This window comes from Cryocola sp. 340MFSha3.1, from assembly GCF_000383315.1.
GTDB lineage: Bacteria > Actinomycetota > Actinomycetes > Actinomycetales > Microbacteriaceae > Leifsonia.
The window spans coordinates 769,579-786,537 of the sequence record NZ_KB911088.1 but is presented as its reverse complement, the minus strand read 5'-3'; the positions used below and the strand labels follow the sequence as shown (position 1 = coordinate 786,537).

The following is a 16,959-nucleotide window of genomic DNA, read 5'->3' as shown; positions in this document are numbered from 1 at the left end:
ATTCAGAGCAGTCCGACCGGCACCCGTCGGGGCGGTGCCGCTGACGGCTTCTGTTGTTCGGGGGCCGGCGCCGCCGTGGCGGGCTGGGCGCCCAGGTACGCGAACGCGGCAAGCGTCGTCGCGGAGGCGAGCCCCTGGACGACGGCGCGGCGGGTGGGCTGAAACGTCTGTGCGGACCTCTCCGCCGGCTTCTCTGCCATGGGGCTCCTTGTCGACTGCTGTGGGTTCAGGACTGGTGGGGTTCAGGGCTGCGGCAGCGAGGCCAGCACCTCGTCGCGCGTCGGGAGGTCAGCGCCCGCCCGGGACACGGTGATCGCGGCGGCGCGTGCGGCTGCCCGACCGGCGGCGGCCAGCCGGTCCCCGGTGACGGTCTCGGCGAACTGAGTGCCGTCCGGCGGCGCGATGCCCTCGAAGCACAGCGCCCAGATCAGCGCCGCCATGAAGGTGTCACCCGCACCGACCGTGTCCGCCACGCGGGTCGGAACGGGGTCGACGGCGATCCGGTGCCGTCCGCTCGCCAGCAGCGCGCCGTCGGCTCCCCGGGTGACGGCCGCGACGCGGACGCCGGAACTCACGAGCTCGTCGAGCACGGCCGCGAGCGGCGTACCGGGGAAGAGGAATTCGGCATCCTCGTCGCTGAGTTTGACGATGTCGGACTGCGCGGCCAGGGCGGCGAAGATCCGGCGCGACTCGGGCGCGTCCGGAAGCAGAGCCGGCCGGATGTTCGGGTCGAAGGTCGTGACGGCTCCGACCTCCCGTGCCCGCGTCAGGGCCGCAGGCACGACCTCGGCTCCGGGGCTCAGGAAGGCGGCGATGGATCCCGTGTGGACCAGCTCCGCCGGCCCCGTCGATGGCGGCTCGCTCGGTGCCCACGACACACGGAAGACGTACTCCGCCGAGCCGTCCGCACCGATGCGCGCCGTCGCCACGGAGGTGGGGTCGTCCGTCCACGAGCCGGGAGTCAGGCGGACGCCGGCAGCCGCCAGGTGCTCGGCGACCACTGCACCGTCGGAGTCGCGCCCGAGGGCCGTGTGGAAGTCGGTCGGGACACCAAGCCGGGCCAGGCCGACCGCGACGTTGGCGGGCGAGCCGCCGGGGTGACGCTCCACGCCGTCGGCCGCCACGACCTCGTCGATCAGCGCCTCGCCGATCACCAGCGCGCGGGTGGGCCGGCTCATTCGCGACTCCACGCTGCGGAGAACTCCGCGGTCGTGGCGGAGGCGACGACCAGGCGATCGTCCTCGAAGTGCACGGGCACGGGGTCGGCGATCTCGCCCTGCCATCCGGTCTCGGGGTCGACGTTGCGGAAGGCGAGGAACTGCGCCTGCCCGGCCCGATCGTGGACGATCCGCCCGACATAGAATCGCTCGTCCGTCAGCCGGTACGCGCTCGCGGTGTCGAACGGGCCGGTCGCGGACGAGATCGGGAACGCCCACACTCCCCCGTCGCCCGGCCGTCCCGGCTCGGCGAGCTCGGTGCCGAGGCACGAGAACAGACCGACCGCGCGCCCGTCGACGACGGCCGTCTGGATGACCTCGAGGTGACCGAACCCCGCACCCGGCGACGAGAGCGGCGGCTGCACCGTCCACGCGCGCAGATCGGGCGACGTGGCGTGACCGATCACACCGCGATCGTCGGGGGAGCCCTGGATGCTGCGAGCCGTGATCAGCATGTGCCACATCCCGCCGTCATGGAACACCCAGGGGTCGCGCCACGCCTGGTCCGGCCACTGCCGGGTCGCCGCCGTCTCGTACCAGCGCGGGTCCGGCTCCAGCACCTGCCGGCCGGGCTCGCGCCTCCAGGTGAAGAGGTCGTCGGACACCACGGAACTGATCCGCTGCGCGACGCCGCCGTCCTCCCGGCTCACCGCCGTGTAGAACATCCGCCAGAGGCCGTCGTCCTGCCGGACGACCGAGCCGGTCCACGTCGCGAGGTCGTCGAAGGCGGGTGCGTCGTCGGGGAGGAGGGCGTCGGCGTGCTCGGTCCAGTTCTTCAGATCCGTGGAGGTGGCGTGGCCGACGGTGGCCCTCCAGTGCCGGCGATCGGGGTCGAGCAGGGCACGGGACGCCTTGAGGAAGAACAGGTGGAAGCGGTCGCCGTCGTCGGCGATCCAGAAGTCCCACACCCAGGAGGCGGCGAGGCGGAGCATGTGCGTACCTTTCAGTCGGCTCGGGGTCCGGCGACGGATTCGCGGACAACGAGCGGGCAGTCGAGCAGGGTCGGACGGTCGGCGAGGAGGCGGTGCTCCGCCTCTCCGTGGAGCAGGTGCACGAGGGTCTCGACCGCCCACGCACCCATCTCGTAGTGCGGGAGGGCGACGGTCGTGAGCCCGGGGAAGAGGTTGGCCGCGATGAGTTCCTGGTTGTCGAAACCGACGATGGAGAGGTCCCGTGGAATCTCGAGGCCCAGCTCGCTGGCGGCGCGGTAGGCGCCCATCGCCATCCGGTCGTTGTAACAGAACAGAGCCGTCGGCCGGTCGCTCCTGGCAAGGATCTCCTTCGCCAGACCGTATCCGGGCAGCGTCTCGGACGGCGCCGAGGCCACCAGGGTCTCGTCGAACGGGATGCCGTTCTCCTCCAGCACCTGCCGGTAGCCCGCGAAGCGGAGGTGGGTCGCCGGGACGTCGTCGTTGTTGTTCAGGAATCCGATGCGACGGTGGCCGGCCTCGACCAGGTGACGGACGGCGGCGACCGCTCCCCCGACCTCGTCCGGGACGACCGCCGGGACGATGCCCGCGCGGTCGGTCGAGTCGATCAGCACGGCGGGCATCCGCTGCAGGTTCGGGGGAAGCGAGACCGTGCGGTGGTACATCGTCGCGTACAGCACGGCGTCGACCTGCCGGTCGATCAGGGCCTGGACGTCCTCGCGATGGGACGTGCCGTCGGCTTCGCGCTCCGTGTTGATGATGACGAGCGTGAGGTCGTGCTCGCGCGCGGCGTTCTGGGCGCCGAGGATGATCCGTCCGGCGTGCGGCGTGGTCGCGATCTCCTCGCTCAGGAGTCCGATCAGGCCGGACCGGTTGGTCCGCAGCGCCTGCGCCATCCGGTTGGGCCCGTAGCCCAACGTCTTGGCCGCCTCCCTGACCCGCGCACGCGTCTCCTTCGACACCCGCGTGTGCGGAGTGTCATTGAGAACGTGCGAGACCGTCGTCACCGAGACGCCGGCCAGCTCGGCGACATCCCGGATCCCTGTGCTCTTCACTGCCACGAACTTCTCCCCTCCATCGGGCTCCCCCGCCGCCGTCCGCTGCTCCGCATGGCCCGTCACCCCTTGACCGCGCCGAGCGTGAGGCCGGCGACGATGTGCCGCTGGAGCAGCAGGGTGAGCAGGATCACCGGGATCGAGTAGAGCACGGCGAGGGCGGTCATCGATCCCCAGTCCAGCCCGAACTGCGTCTGGAAGTTGGCGATGACGATCGGCGTGGTCTGCGACCGGACGGCGGTGAGCAGCAGGGCGAACAGGAACTCGTTCCAGCTGGCGAGGAAGGCGAAGATCGCGGTGACGGCGACGCCTCCCGCCGTCACGGGGATGACGACCCGCCACAGGGCGCCGAGTCGGCTGTTCCCGTCGATCTTCGCCGCCTCCTCGAGCTCCGTCGGCACCGCCTCGAAGAAGCTCGACATCAGCCAGATCGAGAGCGGCAGCGAGATCGTCGTGTGGGCGATGGCCAGCGCGAGCGAGGTGTCCGAGATGCCGAGGTTGCGGAAGATCGTGATCATCGGCACGCCGATCACGATCGGCGGCACCATGCGGGCGACCAGGGCGAGGACGATGAAGATCCGCCCGGTCCTGGTGCGGAAACGGGTGACCGCGTAGGCCGCCGGGATCGCCAGCACCAGCGAGATGAGTGTGCTGAGGACCGCCGTGATGATGCTGTTGATGAACGACGCGAGCACGCCGTCGCGCGTTAACGCCGAGACGTAGTTATCGACCGTCCACGCCGTGGGCAGCAGCTTCGGCGGCACCGAGATCGTCTCGAGCGGCGTCTTGAACGAGGTCAGCAGCATGTAGACGAACGGGAATCCGTACAGCACGACCACGGCGACGAGGATGAACCACAGCAGTGCGCGCGAGCTGAGGCGCCGTGTCTCGAGTCCGTTCATCGCTCCGTCTCGCTTCCGGGTCGCCAGATGGTGAGGATCGCGACGAGGGCGACGGCGAGCATCGCGATCAGGTAGACCGTCCCCATGGCACTGGCGAGACCGGGGTCCCCGAAGCGGACCATCGTCCGGTAGATCAGCAGCGACAGCGTCTCGGTGCTCTGCTGAGGTCCGCCGTTGGTCTGGATGACGATGACGTCGAAGGCCCGCGCCGCGTCGATCCCGCGGACGATCAGGGCGACGGCGATGACCGGCCGGAGCAGAGGGAGCACGATGCGGAACAGGATGGTCGGGTAGCGCGCGCCGTCGAGCCGTGCCGCCTCGATCACGTCGCCGGGGACGTTCTGGAGGCCGGCGAAGAGCACCAGCGTGATGAACGACGTCGTCAACCAGATGTCCGGGATGGCCACGGAGAACAGGGCGATATTCGGGTCGCTGAGCCACTGGATCTGGTCGTTCGAGTGGATGAGGCCCACCGACTTCAGGATCTCGTTGACGATTCCGAAGTTGTCGATGAGGAGGAACCGCCAGAGCAGACCGGCGACGATCGGCGCGATCATCAGCGGGTAGAGGAAGATCGTGCGGAACACCCGCGACGAGTTGCCGAGGGAGGTGAAGAGCAGCGCGACGAGCAACCCGAGGACGAATTCGAACGCGACGACGATCACCGTGTAGACGAGGGTGCGCCAGGCGGCGTTCCCGAAGTCGGAGCTGGTGAACGCCGTCACGTAGTTCGCGAACCCGACGAACTCGCGCGGCCCGCCGGCGATGGGGCTGATCTTGAAGAAGCTGTCGCCGACGAACTGGAGCAGTGGCCAGCCGATGAACACGGCCAGGAACAGGGCGGCCGGGAGCATCAGGAGGGCCGCGAAGCGCCGGTCGGCGCTGCGGATGGAACGCTTGCGGGGAGCCTGGGGCGGGCGACCGGCGATCCGGTCGCCCGCCCGCTGCTCCACTACTTGACTAGTGATTGCACCTGCTCCTTCGCGGCGTTCAGCAGGGCCTGGTTGTCAGCTCCCGGCTGCAGGGACTTCTGGATCATCGGGACGAGCACGGTGTCGACGATCTGCTGCCACTTCGGCGTCGCGGGCCGCGGGATGGTGGCCTGGGCATCCAATGTCTCCACCAGTGGCTTGTAGTTCTCGTATCCGGGCTGGTCCTGGTACTTCTCGAACGCGGACTTGCGGGCGACGAGGCCGAGCGAGGTCTTGGCGCTCAGGTCGTTGTGCTCGTAGGCGAACTTGACGAAGTCCAGTCCCTGCTGCTGCTTCTTGCTGGCCTTCGCGACCGACAGGTACCAGGCGCCGGGGACTCCGGCCACTCCGCCGGGGCCGGCGATCATCGGCGCGACGCCGACCTTGCCGTACACCGACGCGTCCTTCGGGATCTGCCGGTACGCGTGCGCCCAGAACCGCATCATCGCCGTCTTGCCCTGGTTGAACAGGTTCTGGGCTCCGGCCCAGTCGAGCTGCGCACCGCCGGCGGGGGCGTACTTCTGCAGGCTCGTGTAGAAGTCGAGGGCCTTCAGGCTGTCGGCGTCTCCGAGCGATACGTCTCCGTTCGACGGATCGACGACCATCGTCTTCTCCCCGGTCTGCGAGAGCGTGGCGAGGTACTCGGTCTCGACCGCGCCCTTGACGTCGGTGCCGTAGAGGCCCTTGTCGGGCTGCGTGAAGAACGCAGCGGCGTCGGTGTACTGCTGCCAGGTCGTCGGGGGCACGAGGTCGTAGCCGTACTTGGCCTTGAAGGCGGTCTTGTTTGCGGGATCCTCGAACAGATCCTTGCGGTAGTACAGGATCTCGGAGTTCGTCCAGACCGGCATGCCGACGTACGTGCCGTCGACGTTGGCCTCCTTCACCAGCGCGGGGAACAGGTCGTCCTTCACGCTGGAGGTGAACTGGCTGTTCAGCGGCGTGACCGCATCCTTGAACGCCGGCAGCCAGATGGCGTCGAGCGCGGCGACGTCGAAGGAGACGGTGCCGGAGGTGAACTCGCTGTTGAGACGGTTGTAGAGCCCGTCGTAGGGCAGTTCGACGAAGGTCACCGAGGTGCCGGTGTCCTTCTTGTAGAGGTCGGCGATGGGCTGCAGCTCGGCATGACCGCCGGCCTCGACGAGCACGGTGATGGATGAGGCGGACGAGGACGAGTCTCCTCCGCCGACGCCGCAGCCGGCGAGGGCCAGTGCGACAGCGGCGCCGACTGCTGTGGCCGCCGCGATTTTCTTGCGAAGCATCGTTACTCCGGATCTTGTGAGCAGCTCGGGCTGCCATGGGGGACATTCTAGGGCCAAGACGTTTTGGCAAAACGTCTTGGCACGACGATAAGTCGGCCCCGGAGCGGTTCGCAAGCGCCAAAACGCGCCAAAATGCCAAAACTTGCCAAACAGCGGGAGTCCGCACGTGTCAGGTGAAGACTCGCACGTCCCCTACATGACGCCCGCTATCAGAAGGGCCGTGTAGAGAATCCAGCATCCCGCGGCGATGTAGCCCCCCACGCTTTGTGTGGGTTTGCCCTTCCTTCCGGAATACACACCGAAGACCAGGAAGAACCCCGACAGCATGGCGAAGGTGAAGGGGTTCACCACACGCGCCAGCTCTGCGTGGCCGGTGAGCCCGAGAACGATCTGGACCACGATGCTCGCAATGACAACGACGATGAGAACTGTCATTGCGATGTAGAGGGCGGACCGCTTGCGAGCTGGCGTTGCTGTAGTCATGGCTTTCCTAGGCGATGCACGATTTCAGGCCGTAGATGGAGGCGGCGGTTGCCCAGACACCATCACCTGGCCAGCCAGAACGGTCGTTGTCCCCTACTCGCTAGAGCAAAGCGCCCCTCTACCCACTCAGACACAGCGGCCACGGGATCATGACGCGGCACCGTGAACCTCGTGTTCGAGCGGTCGGTCCATTCAAGGCAGGGGAAGCCGACCATCCAGAAGCGAACTCTGCCAGATGCCCGTGTTCGCGGTCCGATTGCTGGCGGCCGGCGCACGTCCGCGTCCCGGGCCGGAGTCCTCTCGTCCGCCCCTTACCCGAACGCCAGGTACGCTGCGGGCTTGCCGGGTTCGACCAGTTCGAACCGCGGCTCCAGCCCCGCCGTGCGGAACAGGTCCACCTGCTGCGTAAACGGTTCGCTGGTGACGAAGACGACCCGGCCGACGGCCCATTCGTGTGCGAACCAGGTTCGGAGGGAGGAGAGCAGGCGCGCATCCATGCCGCTCTCCATCTGGGCGCGGCGGGTCCAGAAGTAGGCGACGATGTCGAGATCCTCCCAGCGGTCCGCGCCGAGCGCGGTCACCGCCGCCCGCGCGAGGAACGTCGCTCCCGGAGGAAAGAGGTACACGCACCCCAGGCACTGTTCCCCGTCCGTGCTGAGCACCGTGAACGTGAACGCCCTCCCGCCGGCATGTCGGGCCGCGAGACCGGTCAGGTCGTCCCGGTCAGCGTCGACCGTGAAGTCATCCTCGGGCCAGGCCGACTGCTCCCACAGCCGCAGGTAGGCGCGCGACTCCATGACGGCGGCGTGGTCCTTCTCAGCGTCGGCGGCGGCGATGGGACGAAGCACGAACTCCGCGTTCTCCAGCCCGGCCGGAACAGGGTCTTTCGTGTACACGTCAGCCATGCGAGCCTCCTTCGGCATCCGTCACGCCATCCAACCACCGCAGCCCTGCAGGGCTCCATCCCGCGCTCGACTCCCGTCGATGCTTGCCGCCGCGCGCCGATCGCGTCTACGGTGGGCGGCGGCCCAGCGCGTTCGGGAGGAATCGATGAAGCTGCTTCTCACGTCCGGCGGTGTCACCAACGCCAGCATCCGCGAGGCGCTGGTCGGGATGCTCGGCAAACCGATCGCCGAGAGCAGGGCACTCTTCATCCCGACCGCGCAGTGGGGGCAGCCCGCGTGCAGCCCGGAGAGCGTGTGGCGGTCGACCGCGGACGCCTGGGATGGCGGCCCGGGTCTCGTCGGCCTCGGCTGGAAATCTGTCGGCGTACTCGAGTTGACGGCGCTGCCAAGCCTCGCGGAAGACCGATGGACGCCGTGGGTGCGCGAGACGGACGTCCTGCTGGTGGACGGCGGCGAGGCCAGGTACCTCTTCGAGTGGATGCAGCGGTCGGGCCTGGCCGCGCTGCTGCCCGAGCTCAGCGACACCGTCTGGGTGGGCGTGAGTGCCGGAAGCATGGTGATGACGCCGCGCGTTGGACGGGAGTTCCTCGACTGGCAGCCGGACGGCCCGGACGACACCCTCGGCGTCGTCGACTTCTCGATCTTCCCCCACCTCGACTACCCCGGCTGGACGGAGAACACGACGGAATCCGCCCGGCGCTGGGCCGAGCGCATCCCGGGCCGCTCCTACGCGATCGACGACCAGACGGCGATCTCCGTCGTCGACGGACATGTCGAGGTGATCAGCGAGGGGCACTGGGAGCGGTTCGATCGCTGAGGCCTTGACTGCGGACTAGCCCGCGTCGTCCCGGCCGCGCTCGGCCGCATCCCGTTCCGCCTGCACGGCGCGGTGGATGTTGCCGTGGATGTGGTCGGCGCCGACCAACGCGATCACACCATCCCGTTCCAGAACGGCCCGTGGGCCCGGCTTCAGACGGGTGATGCGGAGGTTGAGGTCGGCGTCGCGAGCGAGCGTGACGAGGTCGGCCATCGTGGCCGCGCCCTGCGAGTCGATGAAGTTGATTCCCTCGCAGTCGATCACGACCCCGGTGAGTGCGGGCTCGCTCTGAATGACATCGCGGAGCCTGTCCTCGAGCGCGTCAGCAGTGGCGAAGAAGAGGCCGCCGTCGAACCGGAGCACCGCCACGCTGGGCAGCACTTCGTCCTCGGGGTGCTCATCCACTTCGCGGAACACCTGCGTTCCGCGCTCCCGGCCGAGGAGCGGCATCTCCGGATGGGTCGCCACGGCGATCAGCCACACCAGCGAGAGTCCGATGCCGATAACGACGCCCGCGAGCACGCCGAAGACCAGCGTTCCGAGGAGGGCGACGACGGCGATCCAGAAGTCGACCTTCTTCACCCGGAAGAGCCGGCGCATCTCCGGCAGATCCATCATCCCCATGACCACCGCCTCGATGATCAGCGCACCGAGTACCGCCTTGGGCAGGTTCGAGAACAGCGGCGCCAGGAACAGCAGCGTCAGCAGGACGGTGACCCCGGAGGTGAGGGAGGCCACCCCCGTCTTCGCCCCGGAGCGGTCGTTCAGCGAGCTCGCCGACAGGCTCGTCGAGACCGGCATTCCCCGGAACAGCCCCGCCGTGATGTTCGCCAACGACTGGGCGACAGACTCCTGGTTGATGTCGATCTGGTAGCGGTGCTTGGCGGCGAAGGTGCGCGCGTCCCCCGCCGTCTGCGAGAACCCGATCAGCACGAGAGCGACCGCGGCGACCGCGACGGTGCCGGCGTGCTCCCAGAGCTGCGGCAGGTCCGGAACCTCGGGCGCGGGCAGTCCTCGCGGAACGTCCCCGACCAGCGCGACGCCCTTGGCGCCGAGATCGAGGACAGCCGCAGCCACCAACCCGCCCACCACGAGGACCAGTGCCCCGGGCACGCGCGGCGCGATCGCCCGCAGCCCGAAGACGACGACCAGCGAGATCACTCCGACGAGGACCGTCGTCCGGTGCGCGTCGCCGAGCGACCCGATCCACGACCACAGCTCCTGGATGGGATTGGACCCCGTGACCTCGGTTCCGGTCAGCTTCGGCAGCTCCCCGATGACGACGTCGATCGCCGCGCCGAACAGGAACCCGGTGACTACGGCACGCGAGAGGAACTGGGCGATCCAGCCCATCTTGAGCACGGCGAGGAGCAGGAACAGGATGCCCGACGCGAGGGTGATGCCGGCGACGAAGGATGCGACATCCTGCTCTCCCGTGATGCCCGCGGCGAGCACGGCGCTGGCGGCGACGGCAGCCAGCCCGGAACTCGGACCCATCGAGATCTGCCGACTGGTGCCGAAGATCGCGTACACGATCGCTCCGGCGGCGGCGGCGTAGAGCCCGTTCTGCAGCGGGATGCCCGCAATGCCCGCATACCCCAGGTTCTTGGGGACGATGAGCGCGGCGACGGTCACGCCGGCGATCAGATCGCCGCGCAGCCACGAACGCTTGTAGGTGCGAAGCTGGCCGGCGATCGGAACGACGTTCGAGCCCCGGCCTCGGGTCCTGGGCATACGCACGTCATACCGCAGGCCGCGTGCGCGCGGGCAGGGGCCACCTGCCGGGGAAGCGGGCCCTCATCGCGGTTGTATGGACCGACCCCTGAAACCCGACCGCTACCCGAGCAGCGCCCCGAGCTGGCGCCGCACATCCTCCCGGATCGCCTCCATGCTGGTGCCGGCGGGACTGGCGGACATCGCGATGAAGAGGATGGCGGAGACGATGTGCGCCAGGACGGCCGGGTCGCCGGCACTGCCGGCCGTCCGCGCGATCGTCTCGGCCATCGCCTGCTCGGTCTGCGCCACGATCTCGAGCGCCTTCGCGTGGTGCGGTTCCGCCGGGTCGCCGAAGACCATCTCGCGGAGGTAGGTGCGCCCGTTGTCGACCTGCGCGCGGTTGCAGTGGATGATCGGGTCGGCGATGGCGAGCACCGCATCCACCGGATCATCGAGCGCCTGGGCGGCTTCGCGCCCCGCGTCGAGCGCGTCGGCGTAGAGGGCGTTCTGCACCATCAGCAGGAGCTCGCCCTTGGTGCGCGCGTAGAAGAACAGGGTGCCCGCGCCGATGTCCGCGGCCGCGGCCACCTCCTGGGTGGTGACCTCGTCGACGCCGCGCTCGGCGAAGAGGGCGCCGGCCGCCGCGATGATCCGGTCGAGTTTCTCCTGCTTGTTGCGTTCTCGCCGGCCGGGGGCTGCGGGGGTGGCGGTCATCTCATCCCTTCACGGTTCGGCTGGTGATCACCCTAACGCGCCCCAGGGCGCCCCCCGGTCGGTCAGTCCCCTCCAGCGCCCGCGATCGCGGCGACGGTCTTTCCGCGGCCGCCGCCCTTCCCCAGGCGTGCGACCGCCTCCGGGATCTCCTCGAACGGGATGACCCGGTCGACGATCGGACGGAGCGCGCCGGACTCGACCAGCGCGGAGATCTGGCGCAGCTGCTCGCCGCTGGCCGACATCCACAGGAAGGAGTACTCCACGCCGAGCCGTCGGGCGGTGCGGCGCACACTGCTGCTGAGCGCGGCTATGCCCGCGCGCAGGACGGGATTGAGTCCGAGCCGACGTGCGAAAGCCGGATCCGGCGGCCCGGCGATCCCGACGGCGACGCCACCCGGGCGCAGGATGCGCAGCGACTTCATGAGGTTCTCGCCGCCCACGCTGTCGAGCACCACATCGTAGCCGCTGAGCTGCTGCTCGAAATCGTCCGCTCGATAGTCGATCACGGTGTCGGCGCCGAGCGAGCTCACGAACTCGGCGTTCGCCGCACTCGCCGTCGTGGCGACCGTGGCCCCGAGGTGCGTGGCCAGCTGGATCGCGATCGAGCCGACTCCCCCGGCGCCGGCGTGGATGAGGACCTTCTGTCCCGGCTGCACCCGGGCCCGCCCCACGAGCGCCTGCCACGCGGTCAGCGCAACCAGGGGAAGGGATGCGGCTTCGTGCATCGTGAGGCCGGCCGGAACGGGGGCCAGGTCGTTCTCGTCGGCGGCGATGCGCTGAGCGAAGGTGCCGATCCGCCCGTCCCGCACCCTCCCGTACACCCGGTCGCCCGGCGCGAACGCCCGCACCTCCGACCCGACCGCGGCGACGGTGCCGGCGACATCGTGCCCCAGGATCGTGGGGAGCTCGAGCGGGACGATCTGCTTGAAGTCGCCCGCGCGGAGCTTCTCGTCGAGCTGATTCAGACCGGCGGCGTGCACGTCGATCAGCACGTCGCGAGGTCCGGGCACCGGCTCCGGCACATCCTCCACGAGGAGGGAGGACGCGTACGAGGGGAGAACGACGGCTTTCATCTCTGCACCTTTCTTGAGTGGACTCAATTTTGAGTGTACTCAAGAATACATCGTGTCGTGCACCCCTTGCACAGACGAGGACTCGGGGGGAGCATCCAGCGTGTTGATGCACTCACGTGTGCGATGGGAAATGGGATGAGTCCCGCTGTGCAGAGCGATCGGGGACACCCGAGCCCGACGTCGGCGATCACCATGATCGGGGCTGCCTCTGATGATTCCGGACGGCCCTCGACCGCTCCCTCAGAGCCGTAGCCGCTGAGGCCTGCGCCACCCCGTCCTGGATCGTCAGCCACGAGCTGTCCCTCGACGAGGCGCCCGACGCCTACGAGCACTTCGACAACCGCGACGACGGCTGGACCAAGGTCGTGCTGCACCCGGACGGTGCACTGGTGGGGTGAGCGCGAAAGCAGAGGAGTCAGCGCACCGGCCCCGTGCTGTCCCGTACCTTGAGTTCGGGCTGGATCAGCGGGATGGTGGCGGGCGTCTCGCCTCGAAGCGCACCCAGGACGCTTTCGACGGCGCGACGTCCGACCTCGGTGAAATCCAGCCGGACGGTCGTCAGCGCGGGCTGGAAGTACGCGGACTCGTCCCGGTCGTCGAAACCGACGACGCTCACGTCGCCGGGAACGCTGACTCCCTGGTCGGCGAGCGCCTTGATGACGCCGAGCGCCATCACGTCGTTGATCGCCAGCACCGCGGTGATGGATCTGTCGGCGGCGATCCTCAGCCCGGCCCGGTACCCGGATTCGGCGGACCAATCGTCCGACTCGAACACCTCGGGGACCGTTCGGCCCGCGAGGGCGAGCTCCGTCCGCCACCCGTGCCGACGCGCCTCGGATGCCATCCACCCTGCGGGGCCGCCCACGAAGTGGACGGTCCGGTGTCCGAGATCGAGAAGATGGCGGGTCGCCAGCTGGGCGCCCAGCGTCTCGTCGATGGAGATCGTGGCAGGTCCCGCGGGCGACCCCTGCTCGAAGCGCACGACGGGCACGTCGGAGTCGAGTCGCTGCAGGACCTCCGCCGCCGCGGTCATCGGCGCGAGCACGACGATCGCGTCCACGCCGCTGTCGACGAGCGAGTCGAGGCCAGCCCGGATGCTGGCCTGGTCGATCTCCGCGATGCTGACGAGGCTCGTCGAGTAGCCGTTGCGCCGCGCCTCCTCCGCGATACCGAACAGCGCCAGCGCCGGGCCGTGGACGGAGAGCGCATAGCTGAGCACCCCGAGGTTCATCGACCGGCTGGTCGCCAGCGCCCGCGCGGCGGAATTCCGGCGGTAGCGCAGCTGCACCATCGCGGCCTCCACCCGGTCCCGGATGTCGGGAGAGACGTTGCTGTGGCCGTTGACCACCCGCGAGACCGTCTGCTGCGACACTCCGGCGAGGCGGGCCACATCGACCATGCGCGCCGCACGCGGCACGCCGGTTCTCGTCTCCGTCATCCCCCAATTATGGCCGTCACCGGCCGGGCGCCTGCGAGCGCCCGGCCGGTGACGGGTGGAGCCGACGGCTCAGCGGTTGCCGTAACGCAGCACCGCTGGGTGCTGCTCGTACGGCCACTCCGCTTCGGGGATCATGTACTCCAGCGTGGTGTAGCTGCCGTCCATGGTCGACGCCAGCGACGGCGGCCCCGGGAACCCGATGACCCTCCACCCGACGCGGTTGTCGTTCCCGCCGTAGACCGGATCGCCGTAGAAGCCCTGCCGGGTGTTCAGTACGAGGAGCGGGAAGAACTCGAGGAAGTCCTCGTTGACCGGCTGGTTGCCGGCCGGCGCTCCCCCGCTGCCCTGACCGTCGGATTCGGTGAAGACGAACCTCGCCGGCTTCTCCTTCTTCGAGATGGTCTCGAGCACGGCATCCTGCTGTTCATCGTCGAGCGCGATGAACTCGGAGCCGAACTTCTCGGCCGAGATCGCGTCCAGCTCGACGATGCCCTCGCGGTAGAACCGCTGGCGGCTCTCGATGCGCTCCTGCCAGGCCTTCTCCTCGAGCCCCTCCATGCGGAGGAACCCCTTGCCGTCAGCGGCGGGGAAGACGAACTGCGTCCCCGCCAGCATCCGGTCGATGAAGCGGACCACGCCCGCCTCCTTCGCCCCCGGGTGGTGGTCCGTCGGAATGATGCGCGCAGTGGCGGCCTCGACAGTCGCCCATTCGTGCTCCGTGAAGAAGAGCGGACCATCCGTGTCTCGCGTGGAGATCGGTACGGTCACCCATTCTGCCTGTCCCATGTTTCGTCGTCTCCTCTGAAGTCGCGGTGTCAGTCGGTCCAGCCGTGGCGGTCCACAGCGATGATGCGGTCGGCGCAGCGCCAGGCGTTGGCCATGATCGTCAGCGCGGGGTTGATGCCGGTGGCCGTGGGGAAGAAGCTCGCGTCGAACACGTAGAGGTTGGGCACCTCATGCGACCGGCACCACTTGTCGACGACCGAGGTCGCCGGGTCGTTGCCCATGCGGGCGGTGCCGAGCTCGTGCGAGGTGTTGCCCGTGATCCGCTCCATGTTGACCGGCACGACCTTGGATGCTCCCGCGGCCTCGAGGATCTCGCCGTTCTTCTTCACCTGCCACTTCTCCTGCGCGAAGTCGTTCGCGTGCGGCGTGTGGGTGATGCGGGCGACCGGGAGGCCCCACGCGTCCTTCACCGTCGGATCCAGGTCGACGCGGTTCGACTCGACCGGCAGATCGTGGAGCAGGATGCCGATCTTCATGCTGTAGTTGAACAGGTCGCGGTCGGCGTCCTTCGCGGCCTGGCCCCACGTGGGCCGGCCCGGGAAGCTCCAGTTGACGGGGTGCCCGAGCATCGACGGGAAGATCAGCGAGCCGAGGATGTGCCCGCGCGACTCGTCGGTCTCGTAGAAGTCGAACGAGCACAGGTTCATGTAGTGGCCGGACCATCCGTAGAGCGGATCGTGCAGCTCCTTGTCGAACAGGCCGACGGAGAACGAGTACTGGTGGAACGTCGCGTTCTTGCCGACCTGGCCGCTCCCGTTGCCGAGGCCGTCGGGGAAGAGCGCCGACTTCGACATGAGGAGCAGGCGCGGCGTCTCGATGCCGCCGCCGCAGACGATGACGGCCTTGGCGTTCTGGACGAACTCGTTGCCGTTCTCGTCCTGGTAGCGCACCCCGGTCGCCTTGCCCGTCTTGTCCACGAGGATCTCGCTGACGTAGCAGTCGGAGCGCAGGTCGTACAGGCCGGTGTTGATGGCATCCGGGATGAAGCTGATCAGCGTCGACGACTTGCCGTTGCCCGGGTCGGGGTACTGCTGCCAGAACCCGTTCTCGCTGAACGGCTTGCGGCCCCGGTACGGCTCGGTCACCATGCCCTGCGGCATCGGGAAGGTGCTGTGCCCCATCTTGTTCATCGCCGTGGCGAACTTGCGGCCGATCTGGCTGAGCGGCGCCGGCTTTGTGGGGTAGTCGCGGCTGCGGCGTCCCTCCCACCGGTTGGCCCCGCCGAGGCCCGAGGTGCCGAACTCCCACTCCACGCGGGTGTAGTACGGCTCGAGGTCGTCGTAGGTGATGGGCCAGTCGACGAGGCTCGCGCCCTCGACGACGCCGTGGATCGAGCGGAGGCGGAAGTCGTTCTCCGTCATCCGCGGGACCATGCCGCCCCAGTGGGTGGTGCCGCCGCCGACGACCTGGGGGGTCGCCGAGAAGTTGGTGATGACGGCTTCCTCGCTGTCGTTCTGGCGATAGGTGCGGGGCTTGAGCTTCGGGTCCTGCCAGATGAAGTTGCGGTTGAGGAACTTCAGCTCGTCGCCGGATGCGTGCTCGGGCTTCAGCCACGGGCCCCGCTCGAGACCGACGACGCGGAGGCCGGCCTCGGTCAGCACCTTGGCGGCGGTCGCACCGCCGGCGCCGGCGCCGACGATCACGACGTCGACGGGCTCGGGGTTCTTGAGGGTGGTCATTGTCTGTCCTTCCGTGTGAACGTTCTGGTCCGGGATGCTTCGCTCAGGCGAGCACGCCGGCGCGACCCAGTCGCGCGATCGGCAGCAGCGCATCCCAGAGGGCGTCGGGGATCTCGAACTCGGCGAGCTCGACCGTCTGGGCGACCCGCTTGGGCTCGGACATCCCGACGATGGTGGAGGTGACCCGCGGGTCACGCAGCGAGAACTGCAGGGCGGCGGCGGCGAGCGGGACTCCGTGCTCGGCGCAGAGGGCCTCCATCCGGCGCACGCGCTCCAGCACCTCGTCGGCGACGGGGGCGTAGCAGTAGGTGGGGACGGCGTCAGGGCCCTTCACGAGCATCCCGCCGCCGAACGGTGCCGCGTTCACGAAGGCCACCCCGCGCGCCTGGGCGTCGTCGAGCAGCGGCTCGGCCGACTGGTCGACGAGCGTGAACCGGTTATGGCTGATGACCGCGTCGAAGGCCTCGGTCGCGAGGTACTGCAGTTCGAGGTCGATCGGTCCGCCGGCGACACCGAGGTAGTCGATGACCCCCTGGTCGCGCAGGGCGATCAGGGCGTCGAGCGGGCCGCCGGGAGCGACGCCCTCCTCGAAGCTGATCTTCTCGGGGTCGTGCAGGTAGACCAGCGGGAGGGTGTCGAGGCCGAGCCGTTCGAGGCTCTCCTCGACCGATCGACGGACGCGGTCGCCGGAGAAGTCGGTGGTCCCCGGAATCGGGTCGACCTTGGTGGCGACGACGACGCCTTCCGGGACTCCCCCGTTCTCACGGATGGCCTGCCCGATGCGCTTTTCGCTCTCGCCGCCGCCATACTCGTTGGACGTGTCGATGAAGGTGAACGGTCCCTCGAAGACGCGCCGGATCGTCGCGACCGCCGTCTCGGTGTCCACTTCGTATCCGTACTGGGCGGGGAAGCTGCCGAGGGCGCTGGTTCCGACGCAGACGTCGGAGACGGTGAGGCTGGTGCGCCCGAATTGTTTGGTGGTCATGAGCTTCGCTTTCTCTCTCAAGGGGTGTGG

The 16,959-nt window shown here is 68.8% G+C and carries 17 protein-coding genes; 1 reads left to right on the top strand and 16 read right to left on the bottom strand.

Annotation, left to right across the window (positions count from 1 at the left end):
* Positions 1–2: 2 nt before the first annotated feature.
* The 9 genes from H284_RS0114800 to H284_RS0114760 form a co-directional block, all read right to left on the bottom strand.
* Positions 3–200, bottom strand: coding sequence for a hypothetical protein (locus H284_RS0114800; protein ID WP_020076867.1), 198 nt, complete (start codon positions 198–200; stop codon positions 3–5).
* 42 nt (positions 201–242) lie between these two features.
* On the bottom strand, positions 243–1,178 hold the full coding sequence (locus H284_RS0114795) for a carbohydrate kinase family protein (RefSeq protein ID WP_020076866.1): 936 nt from the start codon (positions 1,176–1,178) through the stop codon (positions 243–245).
* Positions 1,175–2,149 carry a glycoside hydrolase family protein gene (locus H284_RS0114790; RefSeq protein WP_020076865.1) on the bottom strand — a complete coding sequence of 325 codons (975 nt, stop codon included), beginning with the start codon at positions 2,147–2,149 and terminating at the stop codon, positions 1,175–1,177. Before H284_RS0114790 ends, H284_RS0114795 begins: the two co-directional genes overlap by 4 nt.
* A gap of 11 nt (positions 2,150–2,160) precedes the next feature.
* Positions 2,161–3,201 (bottom strand): LacI family DNA-binding transcriptional regulator, encoded by a 1,041-nt coding sequence (locus tag H284_RS0114785; RefSeq protein ID WP_020076864.1) that lies wholly within the window; start codon positions 3,199–3,201, stop codon positions 2,161–2,163.
* Positions 3,202–3,263: 62 nt separating this feature from the next.
* The gene (locus H284_RS0114780) at positions 3,264–4,103 is read right to left on the bottom strand and encodes a carbohydrate ABC transporter permease (RefSeq protein WP_020076863.1); all 840 of its coding nucleotides are present in this window, start codon (positions 4,101–4,103) and stop codon (positions 3,264–3,266) included.
* Positions 4,100–4,993 (bottom strand): carbohydrate ABC transporter permease, encoded by an 894-nt coding sequence (locus H284_RS0114775; protein ID WP_029042959.1) that lies wholly within the window; start codon positions 4,991–4,993, stop codon positions 4,100–4,102. The genes H284_RS0114780 and H284_RS0114775 overlap by 4 nt, the downstream gene beginning before the upstream one ends.
* A 62-nt stretch (positions 4,994–5,055) precedes the next feature.
* Complete coding sequence (locus H284_RS0114770; protein WP_020076861.1) at positions 5,056–6,333, bottom strand: extracellular solute-binding protein; 1,278 nt, start codon at positions 6,331–6,333, stop codon at positions 5,056–5,058.
* A 192-nt stretch (positions 6,334–6,525) separates the two neighbouring features.
* Positions 6,526–6,816, bottom strand: coding sequence for a hypothetical protein (locus H284_RS0114765; RefSeq protein WP_020076860.1), 291 nt, complete (start codon positions 6,814–6,816; stop codon positions 6,526–6,528).
* Between the two features lie 311 nt (positions 6,817–7,127).
* Positions 7,128–7,721, bottom strand: coding sequence for a GNAT family protein (locus H284_RS0114760; protein ID WP_231371252.1), 594 nt, complete (start codon positions 7,719–7,721; stop codon positions 7,128–7,130).
* Positions 7,722–7,866: 145 nt separating this feature from the next.
* Here H284_RS0114760 and H284_RS0114755 point away from each other — a divergent pair, with 145 nt between their 5' ends.
* Positions 7,867–8,538 (top strand): Type 1 glutamine amidotransferase-like domain-containing protein, encoded by a 672-nt coding sequence (locus H284_RS0114755; RefSeq protein ID WP_020076858.1) that lies wholly within the window; start codon positions 7,867–7,869, stop codon positions 8,536–8,538.
* A gap of 15 nt (positions 8,539–8,553) precedes the next feature.
* Here H284_RS0114755 and H284_RS0114750 read toward each other — a convergent pair whose 3' ends face one another.
* From H284_RS0114750 to H284_RS0114720, 7 genes are all read right to left on the bottom strand, one after another.
* Positions 8,554–10,272 (bottom strand): SulP family inorganic anion transporter, encoded by a 1,719-nt coding sequence (locus H284_RS0114750; RefSeq protein WP_020076857.1) that lies wholly within the window; start codon positions 10,270–10,272, stop codon positions 8,554–8,556.
* A gap of 102 nt (positions 10,273–10,374) precedes the next feature.
* On the bottom strand, positions 10,375–10,968 hold the full coding sequence (locus tag H284_RS0114745; RefSeq protein ID WP_020076856.1) for a TetR/AcrR family transcriptional regulator: 594 nt from the start codon (positions 10,966–10,968) through the stop codon (positions 10,375–10,377).
* A gap of 62 nt (positions 10,969–11,030) precedes the next feature.
* A complete protein-coding gene (locus H284_RS0114740) occupies positions 11,031–12,041 on the bottom strand; it encodes an NADP-dependent oxidoreductase (protein ID WP_018192075.1) in 1,011 nt (336 codons plus the stop codon).
* A gap of 415 nt (positions 12,042–12,456) precedes the next feature.
* Positions 12,457–13,440, bottom strand: a complete 984-nt coding sequence (locus H284_RS0114735; RefSeq protein WP_018192076.1) for a LacI family DNA-binding transcriptional regulator — start codon at positions 13,438–13,440, stop codon at positions 12,457–12,459.
* Positions 13,441–13,548: 108 nt separating this feature from the next.
* Positions 13,549–14,265: a gluconate 2-dehydrogenase subunit 3 family protein gene (locus H284_RS0114730; protein WP_018192077.1), complete on the bottom strand. Its 717-nt coding sequence runs from the start codon at positions 14,263–14,265 to the stop codon at positions 13,549–13,551.
* A 29-nt stretch (positions 14,266–14,294) separates the two neighbouring features.
* Positions 14,295–15,944: a GMC family oxidoreductase gene (locus H284_RS0114725; protein WP_020076855.1), complete on the bottom strand. Its 1,650-nt coding sequence runs from the start codon at positions 15,942–15,944 to the stop codon at positions 14,295–14,297.
* A 43-nt stretch (positions 15,945–15,987) separates the two neighbouring features.
* Entirely contained in the window at positions 15,988–16,929 is a 942-nt protein-coding gene (locus H284_RS0114720) for an aldo/keto reductase (protein WP_020076854.1), read from the bottom strand.
* Positions 16,930–16,959: the final 30 nt, after the last annotated feature.